We start from the raw sequence: 17,505 nt of genomic DNA, 5'->3' as shown, positions 1-17,505 counted from the left end.
CGCCCGGTATGGGCTCGCCATCCCGCATACACCCGCGCGCAGATGGGCACAGGGGTGTACAGAGGGCTGCAAAGTTGCGGAAAGTTTGTCAGAAATCGAGGTTTATTTACCCACGGGGCTTCGCTTTGCAAGGGTAAACGCTGCTACCAGTGCAGGGCCGGACACCATCCAAACCGCAGAAAACCAATACGGAAGCCATTTCCAGACTATAGAGCCGGCAGCACCCGGTCATGCCAATGTTATCTTTACCTTATTTATTTAACATAAAATACAAGATAATAATCAACAATAATTTATTTTGCACCTTACTAAAAAATTAAGCCTCCTTAATGGAACGATTTACAGGACTTATTGGCGTGGTGTTGATATTGGGTATCGCTTTCTTATTTTCCAGCAATAAGAAAAAGATCAATGCAAGACTTGTAATCAGCGGGCTGGCCCTCCAGGCTATTATCGCCGTACTCATCCTTAAGGTACCGGCCGTGCGCACCTTCTTTACCTACCTGGGTAAGGGCATGCAAAAGATCGAGGAGTTTGCCAAACAGGGCGCTGCCTTTGTATACGGCGGCATCATTACCCAGACCAATAGTCATGGCAATGTGCCCTACCGCGAGCAGATCTCCGGCGATAATCCCTTTGTATTCGGCTTTAGTGTTACAGCAGCCATTATCCTCGTATGTGTGCTGGTGGCTATTTTTTACCATATCGGCCTCATGCAGCGGATCGTATCCGTAATTGCCCGGGGTATGAATTTTATTATGCGGGTAAGCGGCGCCGAAGCCCTGAGTAATGTGGCCAGCGCCTTTGTTGGCCAGGTTGAGGCGCAGGTGATGATCCGTCCTTATCTTAAGGGTATGACCAAAAGCGAACTGCTGGCCTCCATGAGCGGCAGCCTGGCTTGTATTGCCGGCGGTATCCTGATCGTGTATGCCAATATGGGCGCACAGGCAGGATTGAACCTGGCGCCCAAGCTGATTATGGCCAGCCTGATGGCCGCGCCCGGCGCGCTCGTCATCTCGAAGATCGTGATGCCCGAGACTGAAGAATCGCAAACCCTGGGCAAAGTAAAACTGGAAGTAAAAAGCGAATATACCAACCTGATCGACGCCATTTCGCATGCGGCTGCCGACGGCTTTAAGATTGCCATGAACGTGATCGCTATGCTGATCGGTTTTATCGCGCTGATCGCCCTGCTCGACTGGGTATTGCTCAAAGCGGGTCATGTATTCAATCCTGGTTTCGACCTGTCGCTTAACTGGATATTCGGCAAAGTGTTCTACCCCTTTGCCTGGGCTATGGGTGTTCCCGAAGCCGATATCAGCAGCGCCGCCACCCTGCTGGGACAGAAGCTGTCCGTCAACGAATTTCTCGCCTTCAAAAGCCTCACCACGAAAGAAGTGCCCATCATTACCGAAAAAGGGCTGCTGATCGTAACAACCGCCATCTGCGGTTTTGCCAACTTCAGCAGCGTGGGTATGCAGATCGGCGGTATCGGCGCCCTGGCGCCCGAACGCAGGGCCGACCTTGCCCGTCTGGGATTAAAGGCTTTACTTTGCGGCACTTTAGCGTCGTACCTTTCCGGGGCCATTGCCGGCATACTGATGTAAGCCCTGCCCGGAAATATGCGCTGGTGCTGCAACGCAGCTTTTAATGCATTTACAATTTAGATGGGACAAAAAAAACTAATCCGTTTCAATGCCATTAAGGAATTCAATAATGTGCTGGAATATCCGCAGGATATGAAAGGCCAATGGCATACCTTTTTTAAAAACGAAAACCCGCTTACCCTCGAACTCGCCTGTGGCAAAGGAGAATACTCCGTAGGCCTGGGCAGGCTGTACCCCGAACGCAATTTCCTGGGTATCGACCTTAAAGGCAACCGCATCTGGCGTGGCGCTAAAACCGCACTGGACGACGGTTTGAACAATGTCGCCTTCCTGCGGTCGCATATCGATAAACTGAACGATTACTTCGAACCCGGCGAGGTATCGGAGATCTGGATCACCTTCCCGGATCCGCAACTGCGCGCTTCCCGCATGAAGAAAAGACTGACCCATCCGAGGTTCCTGCGCCTGTACGATAAAGTGCTTGCGCCCGGCGGCGTAGTCAACCTCAAAACAGACAGCCCGGCCCTGTACGGCTTTACCAAAGCGGTAATCGAACTTTACGGACTGGAACTCTTACACGACGACGATAATATTTATGCCAAAGGCGAAGTATCGCCCGAACTGGCCATCAAGACCCATTACGAAGGCCTCGATATCGCGGGCAGCAACCGCATACACTACCTGCGGTTCCGCGTCAATAAACCTTTGCCGCTGGAAAAGGATGAGATCCTGAAAGAAATGTTTAAAGGCGAAAGCGGGGAAAAAGAACCTGAAAGCGCTGACTAAGGCAGCATACGGAATACCCGTAAAAAAATACCCGGACAACTTATCCGGGTATTTTTTTGTATTAAGATACGACGTGTTAAGCGATAGTAAAACCCGGGACAGCCCGGAAATCGGGGCATAGACAGAGCTTATAGGAAGCCCTGAAACCCTTTCTGGACAAGGCGCTCACCCGCATAGGGTGATTTTGACACTTAGCCTTTTGTTAACTCAAAAATACTTTACATTTGCTTTTTACGTTTAAAGAAAAAACATTACGCTAAAGATATGTTGCAATTCATGAAAAATAAAATTCTAATACCTGCACTTATTCTGACGGGCCTGGCTGTTTTCTTTTCATTCCGTTATGCAGGAGGAACAGAAGGAGGTGGCGGTGCACAGGAACAGAAAACAATTCTCCAGACGGTAATGGGTATTATGGAACAGGGGCACTACTCCCCACGGCCCATCGACGACGCCTTTTCCCAATCCATTTACGACAAGACCCTCGAGAACCTCGACTTTGAAAAGAAATTCTTTTTCCAATCCGATATAGACGGGCTGGCCGGCTACCGCAACCAGATCGACAACGAGATTATGGACAATTCGCTCGAGTTCTACGAAAAGGTAAGCGCCGTATTCGTAAAACGCGTGAACGAAGCCGAGCACTACTACAAGGAAAGCCTGCAGCAGCCCTTCCGCTTCGACCAGAACGACAGCATCCAGCTGGACGGTAAGAAACTGGCCTATGCCAAAAACGATACCGAAATGAAAGCCCGCTGGAACCAGGCAATGAAATACCGCGTGCTGGCTAAATACATCGACCTGAAAGAAGGGGAAGATAAAAAGGCAAAAGACTCGGCCAATTATAAAGTCAGGGATTTTGCAACCCTCGAAAAAGAAGCCCGCGAAAGCATCCTGAAGATCCAGGACCGCTATTTCAAAAGGCTGAAAAAGATGAACGATAACGACCGTTTCTCTTTATTCGTAAACAGCATTACCGGCACCGAAGATCCGCATACGGATTACCTGCCACCGGCCGACAAGAAGAAATTCGACGAGATGATGTCCGGTTCCTTTATCGGTATCGGCGCCTCCCTGCAACAGCAGGAGGATGGTAAGATCAAAGTAGCCGCCATTATTACCGGCAGCCCATCCTGGCAGCAAGGCCACCTGAAGGCCGACGATATTATCATTAAAGTGGCCCAGGGCGATGCGCAGCCGGTAGAGGTAGAAGGCTTCGAGATCGACGAAGTGGTAAAACTGATCCGCGGTCCAAAAGGCACCGAGGTAAGGCTTACCGTAAAACACGCCGATGGTACCAATGAAGTGATCCCCATCCTGCGCGGTAAAGTGGAAATGGAAGATACTTTTGCCAAATCGGCCATTATCGAAAATAAAGGTAAACGCGTAGGGTATATCTACCTGCCCGAGTTCTACGCCGACTTTAGCGGCGAAAACGGCGGCAGGCGCAGCGGCCAGGATGTGGCCAACGAAGTGATCAAATTAAAAGAAGAAAAAGTAGACGGTATCGTACTCGACCTGCGCAACAATGGCGGCGGATCGCTGAGCGATGTAGTTGACATGGCGGGCATCTTTATCGGCAAAGGCCCCGTGGTACAGGTACGCAGCAGCGGCAGCCAGAATACCATCTTAAAAAGCTCCAACAACGCACCGATCTACGACGGTCCGCTGGCTATTATGGTCAACAACGGCAGCGCTTCTGCTTCCGAGATAATGGCAGCAGCCATGCAGGACTATGGCCGCGCTGTTATTATCGGCACCAATACTTTTGGTAAAGGTACCGTACAGAAGCTCGTATCGCTCGACCAGTTTGTGAATGCCTCGGTACGCGACCAGATCGTAATGGCCTTTAATAAAGCCAAAGGCGGCGATGCGGTATACGACGGTATCGGCTCCCTCAAACTGACCATCCAGAAATTCTACCGGATCAACGGCGGTTCTACCCAGTTGAAAGGGGTAACACCCGATATTATACTGCCGGATGCTTACGAGCAACTCGACAATATCGGCGAACGCAAAGATAAACAGGCACTGCCCTGGGATAAGATTGCAGCGGCATCTTTCAAACTCTGGGATAAACCACCGGCTATCGCTTCGCTGGCTGCCAGCAGCAAGGCCAGGGTTAGCGCCAATGAAACCTTCCGCATCATCAGGCAAACCGCCGACCGTCTCAAGCTGCAGCAGGACAATTACGTAGTGCCGCTGAACGAGCAGCGTTTTGTTGCGAAACAAAAAGAATCGGAAGCCATCTCCAAAAAACTGGAGGAGCTCGATAAAATGGGATCGCCCATTATGGTCAAAAACCTGAAAGCGGATATGCGCAGGATCAATGTGGATACCTCATCCAAAGCCAAGAACGAAGAATGGCTGAAAGCGCTGAAGAAAGACGTTTATATCGCTGAAACGGCCAACGTAATCGACGACTGGCTGACCAGCAGTGCCAAAGTATTACATATGAATGCCAGCCACCAGTAATATGGCATAACAACAGGTAAACGGTTGCTTCCCGCTCGGGAGCAACCGTTTTTCTTTTTACCCGGGCCTGTCCCTTTTATCTCTAATTTTGCCCGATGGTATTCCGGTTATCCCCGAAGGTTATAACATTTCCAGACCCTGCACTGGCCGACGAAGACGGCCTGCTGGCCATAGGCGGCGACCTGTCGGAAGCCCGTTTACTACAGGCTTACCGGCAGGGCATATTTCCCTGGTACAACGAAGAAGATCCTATCTGCTGGTACGCTCCCAAAGCGCGTTGCGTCATCTTTAGCGAACGGGTAAAGGTGAGCAAAAGCATGCAGCAGGTATTGCGTAAAGGCCTCTTCGAAGTGACCTTTAACCAGGCCTTCGGAGCGGTGATCGGACACTGCGCCGGCATAAGCCGCAAAGGGCAGACCGGCACCTGGATCGGGCCTGATATGCAGGAGGCTTACATGCGGCTGCACGAAAGCGGGCATGCCCACAGCGTGGAGGTATGGCGCGATGGCCGGCTGGCCGGTGGCCTCTATGGTATAGTAACCGACAGGGTGTTCTGCGGCGAAAGCATGTTCAGCCTGGAGCCCAACGCATCGAAAACCGCGCTGATATGGCTTTGCCGGCAAAACCAATACCCGCTTATCGACTGCCAGATGCCCAATGAACACCTGATGAGCCTGGGCGCTGAAATGATCCCCATGGAGGAGTACCGGCATTTACTACAGCAGTATGCATAAGCGGGGTGTCGGACCAGGTTTGTGTTTTCCTTAATAAATATTTTTTTAATGTTTTCAGTTTTATAAAGTCTGCCGGCTTATATTTGACACCTGAAAAGACCAACATCTATTGCCTCCATTCTCCGCTAATACAGAAGAAGAACTGATTGCCCTGCTTAAAACCAGGGACAGGCAGGCTTATAGTTATCTCTACGATAACTATGGCGGCGCGCTGTATGGTATTATCATGAAGATTCTTAACAAAGAAGAGGCGGCAAAGGACGTTTTACAGGAAGTATTTGTAAAAATATGGCAGCATATCGAAAGTTATGATGCCGGTAAAGGCAGGCTCTACACCTGGATGCTGAACATTGCCCGCAATGCGGCCATCGATGTATTCCGGTCTGCAGGCTTTAACAAGGATAAGAAAATCTCTACGCTCGAAAATAGCGTATATACCGATACATCTGCCCTCTCTACCGCCATCAGGACCGACCATATGGGCCTGAAGAAACTGGTGGAAGGGCTGAAAGAGGAGCATCGCCGGATCATAGAACTGGCATACTTTAACGGTTATACCCAGGAGGAGATTGCCCAGGCGCTGAATATGCCGCTGGGTACAGTAAAAACGCGTGCCAGGGCGGCTCTGGCGCAATTAAAAAGTTTAATGAATTAATTAATAAGGTGGACGTTCAACAATATATATCATCAGGAATCATCGAGGCATACGTACTGGGTATCGCCTCCGGTGAGGAAGTGCGTGAGCTGGAATTGTTGTCTGCACAACATCCGGAGATCGCTGCTGCTATAGAAGAGCAACAGCGGCTGATGGAAGATTTTGCTTCGTCTTACCACCTGCCTCCACCGGAAGGACTTAAAGAAAGCATCTGGGATAAACTGGAGCAGGAAGCTACCGGTAAGGCTGTACCTTTCCCTGCCGCTCCTGCCGCGCAGGAACAACCCGTTACTACCCTGCCGCAGGCCGAGACCAAAACAAGGAGACTGTACACCCCGCTTGCTGCAGCTGTAGCCCTGCTGGTGATCAGCCTGGTGTTTAATGTAATGTCCTGGCAACGTACGCGCTCATCGGAGCACGAACTGGCCGCCATAAAATCGCAGCAGGAAAACATACTGGCGGGCAACCGGCAATTGCAGCAACAAATGGAGCAGAACCGCAAACATATGGCTATGATGATGGACCCGGCCATGAAACCGGTGCACCTGGCCGGCGTAGGCGACCATGTAACCAATAATGCCATGCTGATGTGGGATACCCGCACCAAAGATGTATACCTCTCGCTTAAAGACCTGCCCAAACCGCCGGCCGGCAAGCAATACCAGCTCTGGGCCATCGTAGACGGCAAACCCGTTGATGCCGGTGTGTACGATATGAACACCGGGGAAATGATGCAGAAGATGAAGGTGATTCCTGCAGCGCAGATGTTTGCTATTACCCTCGAAAAAGAAGGTGGCAGCCCTACCCCAACCCTTACCGAAATGTATGTAGCGGGCAAAGTATAAAAAACCCTTACGCTCAAAAATATAGAAGCCCTGCAGATATTGCGGGGCTTTTTTGTGTCCGTCCTAACCTTTGCCTAGAGCTATTTTCAGCCTATCTTAATATAGCAGTACTCAATTAGAAAAGATGCCAAAGGAATGGAACAGGAGCTTTAATATTATATTTTCAGACCTCATTTACATGATATATAGTATAAATAAATTAAATTCACACTATAAAAATATCATGAAGCGGTTGAAGTACCCGATAATATTTAAAGCAGATACCCTATGGCAAAAGCAGCATTGCAAACCTTAGTAGCCGAGCAAAAAATTCTGAACCTTATTTACATCATCCGGGGCCAGAAAGTAATGCTCGATCGCGACCTGGCCCAATTGTATGGCGTAGAAACCAAGGTTTTTAATCAAAGCGTAAAGAGAAACATAGAACGCTTTCCCAAGGATTTTATGTTTGCCCTGACAGAAAAAGAATGGACCAACTTGAGGTCACAATTTGTGACCTCAAGTTGGGGCGGTCCACGCTACAGGCCCAATGTATTTACCGAGCAGGGCGTAGCCATGTTATCCAGTATTCTGAATAGTAAAACGGCCATAGAAGTCAACATTCGCATCATCCGTGTATTTACACGGCTCAGGGAATATGCGCTTACACATAAAGATATATTGATACAACTGGCCAAACTGGAAAAAGAAGTGAAAGCGAATACGAGCGATATCGATCATATTTTTGCCGTGCTTAAAGAACTGATCGCACAACAAAACGTGCCTGCTACGCCAAGAAACAAAATAGGCTTCAAACAGTACGACCGCGAAGCATGATGACCCTACTTACGGCCCTGTGTACTGCCAGGCTATCTGCCTTTAGTACCGCGTTTATCCCATTATATTACGCTATGCATTTTAACCCTGGGATTGTTTTTCCGGTAGGTACGCAGGGCCAGCAAGATAACCGATATAGAAAACAAGACCAGGAAAATAGCGGTACCATAAACGACCAATATCGCATTTCCCGTTTCCCCGTTTATCGACCTTTCATACGCAGTTCTGCATATAGCCCGGTCCATGGGGTCTTTAATCGTGCTGAACCTACTGGTATCGATTTGTCGCATGTCCATATGTCAAATTTATTTTAATATGTTTAAACCATCAAAAATAAATCACATCATACCCGCCATCGTGGACAAGCGAATACCGTTATAAAGACCAAAAACAGTAGCCATACCATCTGTCTGCCCGTTAGCTTTCGCCATTATAAACCCGACCATATATCCCATTTCATCCATAAGCGCCTGCCTGCCGCCGTTCATGGCTTCGGCCGGCAACGTATTCCAGAAGTCCAGCGATGCGGAAAAAATACTTTTTGCACCAGTAATCATTCCTTTTTCGCTTGTGCTCAATGTAGCGTTAGCCAGTAACGCGTTGAACTGGCCCATAGCATACGTGCCAAAGTCATTACCCGTATAGTTGATCATATTTACATGCGCTGTTTTAATAGCCGCATTCTGTATCTGCCCCAACATGATGATTATAATTTCCTCCTGGCTCATCAGGTTATCGGAAGCATCGAAGAAACCAAGGCTGGTATACATGGTCATATCATCCGCTGTTTGTTGCGCTGCCGTTGTACCGGTTAATATACCCAGGTCTATCATGACCTGGTTGGCACTGTTTATGATCGTTTCGACCTGCGCTTTAGTAAGTGATGCTGGTACCGTATTGAAACCGTAATTGGTTTGATACCGGCCAAGTGCCGTGTTGTGTTGCTTACCTATTGTTGCCACAGACACGGTCATTACAGACGATAGCACCGCGTTGCCGGCATGATCCGTAGCCGGTGGCTTATCGCAGGCATTAGCCCAAAACAGGATACAACAGATGGCGATTAGCTGAATAGTCTGTTTCATTTTTAAATAATTTAAAAGATAACAACTAAAGATGTAAAACAAAGATATAAAACAATAAATTTATTTTCAAAATTTAAATAATGTGTCTTTAATAGTACTTCGACAAGCGGGTAGAACTCCCCGGCAACCGAATGAATGATGTTGGGGTAATCCTTGCATAAGAAGCGCGGGCGATACTCCGATAGCGTTGTATACCGCTTTTTTAACTGGCACCTAAACATTGCCCCGCAGCAGAAGGTATCCTTACGACTCCCATTGCCCTTTATAATTTTTTTTACGTTTCCTTAAAACCAGCCGGTTACCGCCCCCGTATATGATAGCAAACAACAAGCAAAAACAGAATTATGAAAACTGCAAACAAAATGCTCGCCCTGGTTGCCATCATCTGCTCTACATTCAGCGCCGGTAGCGCCTTTGCCCAAAAAGAACATACCGTAATGGTAGGCGGTGCGCCTATGTACCCTTCTAAAAACATCGTGCAGAACGCAGTAAACTCCAAAGACCATACCACCCTGGTAGCCGCCGTTAAAGCAGCGGGCCTGGTAGAAACGCTTTCCGGCCCTGGTCCCTTTACGGTGTTTGCCCCTACCAACGAAGCCTTCAACAAGCTGCCCAAAGGCACGGTGGAAACGCTGGTAAAACCGGAAAATAAAGGCAAACTGACTACCATTCTTACTTACCATGTAGTAGCCGGTAATATGGATGCCAAGTCGCTGATGGCGAAAATAAAAGAAGGTAAAGGCAAAGCAACGCTGACTACCGTACAGGGTGGCGCGCTTACGCTGATGCAGAAAGGCAATGAGCTTTGGGTAATGGATGCCAAAGGCAATAAAGCTAAAGTAACGATTAAAGATGTACACCAATCCAATGGTGTGATCCATGTGATTGATACAGTATTGATGCCTTAACGGGCATAACGTATACCAGGACGGATAACCTGGTTTTAAAATTGTGTGTGTTGTGTGATTGGTCGGCGGGGATGGCGGTGTTGTCTATCCCCGCTTTTTTAAAGGCAAAGAGCAGGTCCATGAATGGGCCTGCTCTTTTATTATATTCCTACTTGTGCTTTATGCCTTATTGACTCAGGATATCCCTGGAGATAACCAGTTTCTGGATCTCGGAGGTACCTTCTCCGATGGTACACAGTTTGGAATCCCGGTAGTATTTCTCCACAGGGAAATCTTTGGTGTAACCATAACCGCCAAAGATCTGTACCGCGTCGGTAGATACTTCTACAGATACTTCGGAAGCGTAGTATTTAGCCATAGCAGATTCTTTGGTCATTTTCACGCCACGGTTTTTCATATCCGCAGCCTGGTAGATCAGCAGTTCAGCGCCGGCAATCTTAGTAGCCATATCGGCCAGCTTAAAGGCGATAGCCTGGAAGTTAGCGATGGGCTGGTCAAACTGTTCGCGCTCTTTGGCATATTGCAGGGAAGCTTCGTAAGCACCTTTGGCAATACCCAGCGACAGGGCTGCAATAGAGATACGGCCACCGTCAAGCACTTTCATCGCCTGTTTGAAACCCTCGCCTACTTCGCCCATACGCTGCGCATCGGAGATACGGCAGTTGTCGAAGATCAGCTCCGTAGTTTCGGAAGCACGCATACCCAGTTTATTTTCTTTTTTACCGGCACTAAAGCCCGGTGTGCCGCGCTCGATGATAAAGGCGGTAACGTTATTACGGGTACGGGGTTCGCCGGTGCGGGCCAGTACTACGGCCACATTACCGGTTTTACCGTGGGTAATCCAGTTTTTGGTACCGTTCAGGATCCAGTCATCGCCATCGCGTACCGCGGTACAACGCATATTGCCGGAATCGCTGCCGGTATTAGCTTCGGTAAGGCCCCACGCACCGATCCACTCGGCGGAAGCCAGCTTAGGCAGGTATTTCTTCTTTTGCTCTTCATTGCCGAAATAGAGGATATGACCGGTGCAGAGCGAGTTGTGCGCCGCCACGGACAAGCCGATAGAACCGCATACTTTAGCGATCTCACTGACCACGGTAACGTACTCAAAGTAACTCAGGCCCGAACCGCCATATTCTGTGGGTACCAGTACACCCATAAGGCCCAGTTCGCCCATTTTACGGAAAAGCTCCACAGGGAAGGTCTGGCTTTCGTCCCATTCCATCATGTCGGGGCGGATGTGCTTATTAGCAAAATCACGGATCATTTCCGTGATCTGAACCTGCGTTTCGGTTTGATTAAAATCCATAGTATTTCATTTTCGAAAAATAGCGTGAAGGCCGTTTTCCTGTTCAGTATGTTTAATGTATACGCAAATAAGGCGCAATTTTACGATATTTTTCGTCATTTATCAAGGGAACCTGCCGTATTTGTGCTATTTCACGAAAGCGTTCCAGGTCGTTGCGCAGTTTAATTATACCCGACGCCAGTTTTGCGCGGATATAAGGGTGCCGCGCCAGTTCGGCTTCGGTCGTGGTATTTACATTAATTAACTGTACCCTCCCCGGATCTGCAGTACATATGGCACTGCATTGCTGGTACACGCTGTCCGGCAAACCGTATACTTCTTTTAACTGCGCCACATCGACAAAGCCGCCCAGGGCATCGCGGTAACGGAGTATGCGCCCGGCAAAAACAGGCCCGATCCCTTTCAGCCGCACCAGGGCGGCCATATCGGCGCTGTTCAGCTCCAGGCTTGCCGGTGTGGCTGCAGACCGCGCCGGGTAAGCAGGATACGTTTGCCTTTCGTAGGGTTTGTCCTGCAGTACAGCACCACCCGTTATGCGCACATACGGCGCCAGGCGTTCATAATCCGAAGGCTTCAGGGTATAAAGTTTGCGCAGGTCTTCGGTACGGTAAAAGTGCCCGCCTTTACTCCGGTATTTGATCAGCGTGCGTACCGTACCCGGCGGCAGCCCCAGGCGCAGCAGGTCTTGTTCGGATGCCGTATTGGGATCGAAGGGAAACAATTGCGTCACAACGGCAACAGGCGTTGTTGCTGCAACGGTTGCGCCAGGGGTATCGCCCGCTTCATCATCTTCCTCGCCCTGTGCTGCTTTGAATTGCGCCCAGGCTGCCTGTAAGACCGGCGCTTCCTTATCGGCAGGAGGCTTCAACAGGTCGGGCAACCAGTGCCATAGCGCCAGCAGAATCATTAAAAGTCCCGCCAGTACAAGGATACCGGTCCTGCGGTTGCGGGTGAGGTGTTGATCGGGAGTAGGGTTGGTCGCCATCTGTATCGCTTTTTAAAAGGGTGATGCAGTGCGGTTGGCGATATTCTTTTCATTTGCGGCTGGTCAGTTGCCGGAACAGTTGTACCAGGCTGAAAGTAAGTGCCAGCAAGGGAAACAGGATCAGGAACAGCGGTTTGGTATGCAGGCGTTCGTCGAGTTTAAGACCACCCCATACGCCCAGGGCAAGCAGTACCATCATCTGGGTGCCCCAGGAGGCGTAACGCAGTGCATTCGTGGTTTTGCTGCGATTCTCGTTGTCTTTGTCGGCTGTGCTCATTGGAATAATAAATGTAGCAGAAATATTCCTTTTTTCAAAATAGCCTATCTTTAGCCCAAATATTTCACATCATGTCCGTAATACGCCCTTTTAATATTCATAACTGGATCGATGAGCACCGTCACCTGCTGAAACCGCCTGTGGGCAACCAACAGGTCTATAAAGATGTACAGGATTTTATCGTTATGGTGGTAGGCGGTCCCAACAGCCGCAAGGATTTTCACTACAACGAAACCGAAGAACTCTTCTACCAGCTGGAAGGTGATATCGTCGTAAAAATTATCGAAGACGGCAAAATCGTACCGATCGAGATCAAAGCCGGCGATATGTTCCTGCTGCCGGCACGGGTGCCCCACTCCCCGCAGCGCGGCCCCAATACGGTAGGACTCGTGATCGAAAAAGTGCGTTCGGGCGATGTGCTGGATTCCTTTTCCTGGTATTGCGAAAACTGTTCGCATAAACTGTACGAAGAGTTTATGCCGGTAAACGATATCGTAAAACAATTGCCGCCGGTAATGAACGCCTTTTATGCCGATGAAGCCAAACGTACCTGCAGCCAATGCGGCACCGTAATGCAACCGCCGGTAGCGGTTAAATAATACAGGTAAAACAATTTTACTAAGCGATAAGAAGGACGTTCTGGGAACGTCCTTTTATTATGTACTAAAATGGGCATTTACTTTTTAAAATGCAACACCAGGTTATCTGCTTTGTACCGGGCATACACGCTACAAAGCAACTGCTTTCAGACGGCTTCTTTTTCGTACAACCTGCGGTAGTAAAGAATTTCGTCGAAGGTAAGCAGCAGGTATACCGGTCCCAGTACGGGATAGGTAAGTAACGCGAGGTAATTCCTAAAATGCGTATCGTTATTACAGCCTGCAGCCAGGCATATGGCCGCTACCAACACGAAAGTAAAACGTACCGGCATACCGATCCATAGCCGGTTGGGCTCCTCCCGTAAAAAGTATAACCAAAGAATGGTACTGATTCCCTGTACGGCACACAGGCCGCACAGCAGGCGGAAAAGCACCTCTGGAGTACAACGCAGCGCTACCAGGATAGCCAGGCCAAAAAGCAGTTGCAACAAGGCATCCAGGCGTTTGCCCGCCAGTATACGCTTATATGTTTTTCTCATATTCTAATCATTACAACACCAGGTAAGCAATTGCCTCTATAGCCTATAAAAGATAGTAAGGTTTACGGGCCTTGCGAAAGAAACTGATTTCCCGGAGGGTAATAAAGAAATAAGCAAAACCCTGTATGGGTCCGGCAAAGATCATCAGGTAGAGCAAGAGCAGGAAGTAACTTTTAAACAACAACAGGCTAAGCCCCAGGATACCCAGCGTAATAAAAAAAGCACGGCGTATAAAAGTGCCGGCTTTGAGCCTGGGCACCTCAGCGGTGAAGTACAGGCTCCAGAGCAGGCAGCTCAGTACCTGTATACCTGCCATGGCATAAATGCCATACGCGAATAAAGAAAGCTTCAGCACAATAGTCGCCAGCAGGAAGGCGAATACCAGTACCTGTATTACGGCGTCGGCAACCTTTACATTGGCGACGGTATCGAAATGACGGCTCATAACAAAGGATTTAAAAAGATTAATACTATTGAACAGATTGTATTTTCAGAAAATATTGAAATAATGAGTTCCAATAAAAACCGGGACAACCCGGTTCTACTGTGTTATTTAAATAGCTTGAGCAAGGTACCGGTAAACCAGTTTTCGTCGGCCTTAATCAACCCGCCCAGCGCGCTGTCGGCCTGCTTGGCAAACTTCTGGATCTGGCTGATGGTATCGATAAAGGCTTTGGTCTCGGCATCTTTTTTATTTTCATCAACCGATTTGATCTGCTCGATTACGGTGATCATCGGGTCCAGCTCGCGCTTCTTGCGCTCCTTCATAATGCGCATGGCCACTTTCCAGATATCTTTCTCGGCGGAGAAATACTCCTTACGATCGCCGGGCTTCAGCACTTTCTCTACAATGCCCCAATTGATCAGCTCGCGGATATTCATATTCGCATTACCCCGGCTGATCTGCAGCGCCTCCATAATCTCGTCGGCATTCAACGCCTCCGGAGCGATCAGCAACAAGGCATGGATCTGTGCCATAGTACGGTTTATACCCCAGGAGGAGCCCAGTACACCCCAGCTTTGTATAAATTGTTGCTTGGCTTCATTCAGGTTCATAACGTAAAGGTAATAGAGTTTTCGATATTTTCAATATTTTTTGAAAATATTATTATTGTTGTTGCGCCGATATAAATTGTTTGAGCAGGCTGGATAAGGCCGGTATATTTTCGAGCCCAAGCGATGCGGCCTCGTCATAGGTATTGTGGTAAAAGCCTTTACCGCCTACACTGTAGATAAAAAAGGCGGGCACGCCTTTTAGACTAAAGGGGTAATGATCGCTGTTAGGGGCATTATCGCGTAACCTGATCTCCGGCACATAAGTCCTGCTGCTGCGGCCTTCGTTGTCCATCCTGTTCAGCGTTTCCAGTTCCTGCACCACTTCGGGATAGGCTTTTCCATTGACCATCACAATCCCTTTCGGCGCATCGCCGAGTATATCGAGGTTAAGCAGCATACGGATCTGTTGCAGGGGAAAAAGCGGGTGCGCTACATAAAAAGAAGAGCCCACAAGGCCGGCCTCTTCGCCCCCGAAAAGGATAAAGGCAATGGAGTACCGGCCCGGGTGCGCGGCATAAAACCGGGCCAGGGCCAGCAACATAGCGGTACCGCTGGCATTATCGCTGGCGCCGGGAAATAAGGCCTCCCGGCCCATTTTACCCAGGTGATCGTAGTGTGCCGTAATCACTATAAAACTATCCGGCTGCTCGCGGCCTGGTACATAACCGGCTATATTGGCTGCGCGGAAATGCGGTACAAAAAGGCTTTCGATATCGGCAGTGATACGTCGTGGTAAAGATGAAGATAAAGCAGAGTCGTAAACCTGTAATACGGTAGCCGGCAGCGTATCGGTCGCTACCGACCACAGGGGCAACCCGCTTTCGGACAACAGGTACAACCCGCGCTGCAGGCCGGCCAGTAACTGTTCCCTGCTCTTACCCATAGCTTTTCCCGCCACATCGATGTCCTGTAAAAGATAAGCCGCCTGTTCCTGCCTGCCCATTTTCGCACAGCGTTGTAACCAGGTCTTTTCGTCCCGCACCTTCGACAGGTCGACGGGAACGATCCGTAAATCATTACAAGTGATACTGCGGCTGCCGGGCAGGACCAGGAAACCCGTACCGGCCGGTATGGTCCTGCCATCGAGCTGCAGGCTCATATTGCCGGGAAAGGTATTAACCGGAAAAGTATAGGATTGCTGATAATTATCTGTAAAGGAGCGGAGCCCCAATTGCGCGAAGCGTGCGCTAAGCCAGTCTGCGGTTTTAGCCATACCCTGCGCTACATAACCGCGGCCGGCAAAATAAGGCGAGCACAGGGTATCGATATCGTGCCGCAAGGCCGGAAGATCCTGGGCGCCGGCATGGCCCGCAACCCATAACAGTACCATAAGGAAGCACAAACGGCGGATCATAGGCTGCTGTTTAAGCGCAAAGAAGCACTACCCCTCCCCGATAAGCTTGTCTATTTTGGCGGTCATATTGCCCACCAGTTCTTTTTGTACGGGGTTAAGCGCATTGGCTTCGGTTACCTGGTCGGTGGCGTACATAAGCAGGCACATAGCGATAAAGTCCTGGTCGTCCTTCCCGGCGAAGCTGTTGCGCAGCTCGTTAACCCGCTCGTCGGCGATCTTAACGGCCAGCCGTACCGCTGCCTCATCTTCTTTCCGGATCCGGATCCGGTACCCCCTGCCTGCAATCCAGAGCGTAACCGGGATTAAATCTTCCATTACTTTTTCTTTAGTTACCTATCAAAAGTAACAAATAAGAAAAAGTTTTCCTTAACCTTCTAAAAAAGTATTTTTGCAGCCTTAATGTCCTACTTGTTACGACATTTAACCTTTTTAAACCATATCATGGGATTTTTTGATAAACTCTTTAAACGTAATAAAGAACAGCAGGAGCAAAAAGTAGCGCTCGATGAAGGGCTCCAAAAGACCAAACAGAGTTTTTTCTCGAAAATCACGAAAGCGATCGCAGGCAAAAGCTCGGTAGATGATGAAGTACTGGACAGCGTGGAAGAAGCCCTGGTAACTGCCGACGTGGGTATCGAAACCACCGTTGCCATTATTAAAAGGATCGAAGACCGCGTAGCCCGTGATAAATATATGGGCACTTCCGAGCTGAACCGCATCTTACAGGAAGAGATCGCCGCTATACTGACCAATGCACCTTCCAGCGAATTCGAAACCTTTGAAGTACCCGCCGGTAAAAAACCTTACGTGATCCTGGTAGTGGGCGTGAACGGTGTAGGTAAAACCACGACGATCGGTAAGCTCGCTTATAATTTTAAAAAGAACGGTAAGGAAGTATTACTGGGCGCAGCAGATACCTTCAGGGCCGCTGCGGTAGACCAGCTGACTATTTGGAGCGACCGGGTAAACGTGCCTATCGTGAAAAAAGAAATGGGCAGCGATCCCAGTTCGGTAGCTTATGATACGGTAGAAAGCGGCCTGGCCCGTAATTCGGACGTGATCATTATCGACACTGCCGGCCGCCTGCACAATAAAGCCCACTTGATGGAAGAACTGTCGAAGATCAAAAGGGTGATCAGCAAAAAGATACCCGATGCCCCACACGAGGTATTGCTGGTGCTGGATGGCAGCACAGGACAGAATGCCCTGGAACAGGCGCGTCATTTCACCGCGGCTACCGAAGTTACCTCGCTGGCCATTACCAAGCTCGACGGTACCGCTAAAGGCGGCGTAGTGCTGGCCATCGCCAACCAGTTCAAGATACCCGTAAAATATATAGGCGTAGGCGAACGTATGGAAGACCTCCAGATCTTTAATAAATTAGAATTCGTAGACAGCCTGTTTTCGCTGGAAAGCAGCAACAACTAATATCGCCTCTATAAAGAAATGTGCAACAGCCGGCTTATGCCGGCTGT

The 17,505-nt window shown here is 49.3% G+C and carries 21 protein-coding genes; 11 read left to right on the top strand and 10 right to left on the bottom strand.

The window, feature by feature from the left end:
* The first annotated feature begins 85 nt into the window (after positions 1-85).
* The 8 genes from B0I18_RS25095 to B0I18_RS12620 all read left to right on the top strand — a co-directional run bounded on the left by B0I18_RS25095 (position 86) and on the right by B0I18_RS12620 (position 7,918).
* Complete coding sequence (locus B0I18_RS25095; protein WP_181358452.1) at positions 86-262, top strand: hypothetical protein; 177 nt, start codon at positions 86-88, stop codon at positions 260-262.
* A gap of 67 nt (positions 263-329) precedes the next feature.
* A complete protein-coding gene (locus tag B0I18_RS12650) occupies positions 330-1,607 on the top strand; it encodes a NupC/NupG family nucleoside CNT transporter (protein WP_106523090.1) in 1,278 nt (425 codons plus the stop codon).
* Positions 1,608-1,667: 60 nt separating this feature from the next.
* Positions 1,668-2,393, top strand: coding sequence for a tRNA (guanosine(46)-N7)-methyltransferase TrmB (gene trmB, locus B0I18_RS12645; protein WP_106523089.1), 726 nt, complete (start codon positions 1,668-1,670; stop codon positions 2,391-2,393).
* Positions 2,394-2,669: 276 nt separating this feature from the next.
* A complete protein-coding gene (locus B0I18_RS12640; protein WP_181358451.1) occupies positions 2,670-4,868 on the top strand; it encodes a carboxy terminal-processing peptidase in 2,199 nt (732 codons plus the stop codon).
* Positions 4,869-4,963: 95 nt separating this feature from the next.
* Positions 4,964-5,602 (top strand): leucyl/phenylalanyl-tRNA--protein transferase, encoded by a 639-nt coding sequence (aat, locus tag B0I18_RS12635; RefSeq protein WP_106523087.1) that lies wholly within the window; start codon positions 4,964-4,966, stop codon positions 5,600-5,602.
* A 109-nt stretch (positions 5,603-5,711) separates the two neighbouring features.
* Positions 5,712-6,257, top strand: coding sequence for an RNA polymerase sigma factor (locus tag B0I18_RS12630; RefSeq protein WP_106523086.1), 546 nt, complete (start codon positions 5,712-5,714; stop codon positions 6,255-6,257).
* 8 nt (positions 6,258-6,265) lie between these two features.
* Positions 6,266-7,102, top strand: a complete 837-nt coding sequence (locus tag B0I18_RS12625; protein ID WP_106523085.1) for an anti-sigma factor — start codon at positions 6,266-6,268, stop codon at positions 7,100-7,102.
* Between the two features lie 267 nt (positions 7,103-7,369).
* Entirely contained in the window at positions 7,370-7,918 is a 549-nt protein-coding gene (locus B0I18_RS12620) for an ORF6N domain-containing protein (RefSeq protein WP_106523084.1), read from the top strand.
* A gap of 62 nt (positions 7,919-7,980) precedes the next feature.
* Here B0I18_RS12620 and B0I18_RS12615 read toward each other — a convergent pair whose 3' ends face one another.
* Entirely contained in the window at positions 7,981-8,214 is a 234-nt protein-coding gene (locus B0I18_RS12615) for a hypothetical protein (protein WP_106523083.1), read from the bottom strand.
* Between the two features lie 42 nt (positions 8,215-8,256).
* On the bottom strand, positions 8,257-9,003 hold the full coding sequence (locus B0I18_RS12610; RefSeq protein WP_106523082.1) for a hypothetical protein: 747 nt from the start codon (positions 9,001-9,003) through the stop codon (positions 8,257-8,259).
* Between the two features lie 344 nt (positions 9,004-9,347).
* Here B0I18_RS12610 and B0I18_RS12605 point away from each other — a divergent pair, with 344 nt between their 5' ends.
* Positions 9,348-9,911 carry a fasciclin domain-containing protein gene (locus tag B0I18_RS12605; protein ID WP_106523081.1) on the top strand — a complete coding sequence of 188 codons (564 nt, stop codon included), beginning with the start codon at positions 9,348-9,350 and terminating at the stop codon, positions 9,909-9,911.
* Between the two features lie 166 nt (positions 9,912-10,077).
* Here B0I18_RS12605 and B0I18_RS12600 read toward each other — a convergent pair whose 3' ends face one another.
* Genes B0I18_RS12600 through B0I18_RS12590 form a run of 3 tightly spaced genes read right to left on the bottom strand, consistent with a single transcriptional unit; the run spans position 10,078 to position 12,482 of the window.
* Positions 10,078-11,220 carry an acyl-CoA dehydrogenase family protein gene (locus B0I18_RS12600; protein ID WP_106523080.1) on the bottom strand — a complete coding sequence of 381 codons (1,143 nt, stop codon included), beginning with the start codon at positions 11,218-11,220 and terminating at the stop codon, positions 10,078-10,080.
* A gap of 52 nt (positions 11,221-11,272) precedes the next feature.
* On the bottom strand, positions 11,273-12,205 hold the full coding sequence (locus B0I18_RS12595) for a ComEA family DNA-binding protein (RefSeq protein ID WP_106523079.1): 933 nt from the start codon (positions 12,203-12,205) through the stop codon (positions 11,273-11,275).
* Positions 12,206-12,254: 49 nt separating this feature from the next.
* Positions 12,255-12,482 carry an AtpZ/AtpI family protein gene (locus B0I18_RS12590; RefSeq protein WP_106523078.1) on the bottom strand — a complete coding sequence of 76 codons (228 nt, stop codon included), beginning with the start codon at positions 12,480-12,482 and terminating at the stop codon, positions 12,255-12,257.
* A gap of 71 nt (positions 12,483-12,553) precedes the next feature.
* On the opposite strand from B0I18_RS12590, the gene B0I18_RS12585 reads away from it, so the two are divergent.
* Positions 12,554-13,081: a 3-hydroxyanthranilate 3,4-dioxygenase gene (locus B0I18_RS12585; RefSeq protein ID WP_106523077.1), complete on the top strand. Its 528-nt coding sequence runs from the start codon at positions 12,554-12,556 to the stop codon at positions 13,079-13,081.
* Positions 13,082-13,227: 146 nt separating this feature from the next.
* Here the strand turns inward: B0I18_RS12585 and B0I18_RS12580 are convergent, their stop codons facing one another.
* The 5 genes from B0I18_RS12580 to B0I18_RS12560 form a co-directional block, all read right to left on the bottom strand.
* Complete coding sequence (locus B0I18_RS12580) at positions 13,228-13,620, bottom strand: hypothetical protein (RefSeq protein ID WP_106523076.1); 393 nt, start codon at positions 13,618-13,620, stop codon at positions 13,228-13,230.
* A 43-nt stretch (positions 13,621-13,663) separates the two neighbouring features.
* Positions 13,664-14,065 (bottom strand): hypothetical protein, encoded by a 402-nt coding sequence (locus tag B0I18_RS12575; RefSeq protein ID WP_106523075.1) that lies wholly within the window; start codon positions 14,063-14,065, stop codon positions 13,664-13,666.
* Between the two features lie 104 nt (positions 14,066-14,169).
* Complete coding sequence (locus B0I18_RS12570; RefSeq protein ID WP_106523074.1) at positions 14,170-14,676, bottom strand: GbsR/MarR family transcriptional regulator; 507 nt, start codon at positions 14,674-14,676, stop codon at positions 14,170-14,172.
* Positions 14,677-14,728: 52 nt separating this feature from the next.
* On the bottom strand, positions 14,729-16,030 hold the full coding sequence (locus B0I18_RS12565; RefSeq protein ID WP_106523073.1) for a M28 family metallopeptidase: 1,302 nt from the start codon (positions 16,028-16,030) through the stop codon (positions 14,729-14,731).
* Positions 16,031-16,057: 27 nt separating this feature from the next.
* The gene (locus tag B0I18_RS12560) at positions 16,058-16,345 is read right to left on the bottom strand and encodes a cell division protein ZapA (RefSeq protein ID WP_106523072.1); all 288 of its coding nucleotides are present in this window, start codon (positions 16,343-16,345) and stop codon (positions 16,058-16,060) included.
* Between the two features lie 126 nt (positions 16,346-16,471).
* Here B0I18_RS12560 and ftsY point away from each other — a divergent pair, with 126 nt between their 5' ends.
* Positions 16,472-17,458: a signal recognition particle-docking protein FtsY gene (ftsY, locus tag B0I18_RS12555; RefSeq protein WP_106523071.1), complete on the top strand. Its 987-nt coding sequence runs from the start codon at positions 16,472-16,474 to the stop codon at positions 17,456-17,458.
* Positions 17,459-17,505 lie beyond the last annotated feature (47 nt).

Origin of the sequence: Taibaiella chishuiensis (assembly GCF_003014535.1) — a bacterium.
Taxonomy (GTDB): Bacteria; Bacteroidota; Bacteroidia; order Chitinophagales; family Chitinophagaceae; genus Taibaiella; species Taibaiella chishuiensis.
The sequence above is the reverse complement of the archived record's forward strand: the minus strand, read 5'-3'. Positions and strand labels throughout refer to the sequence as shown.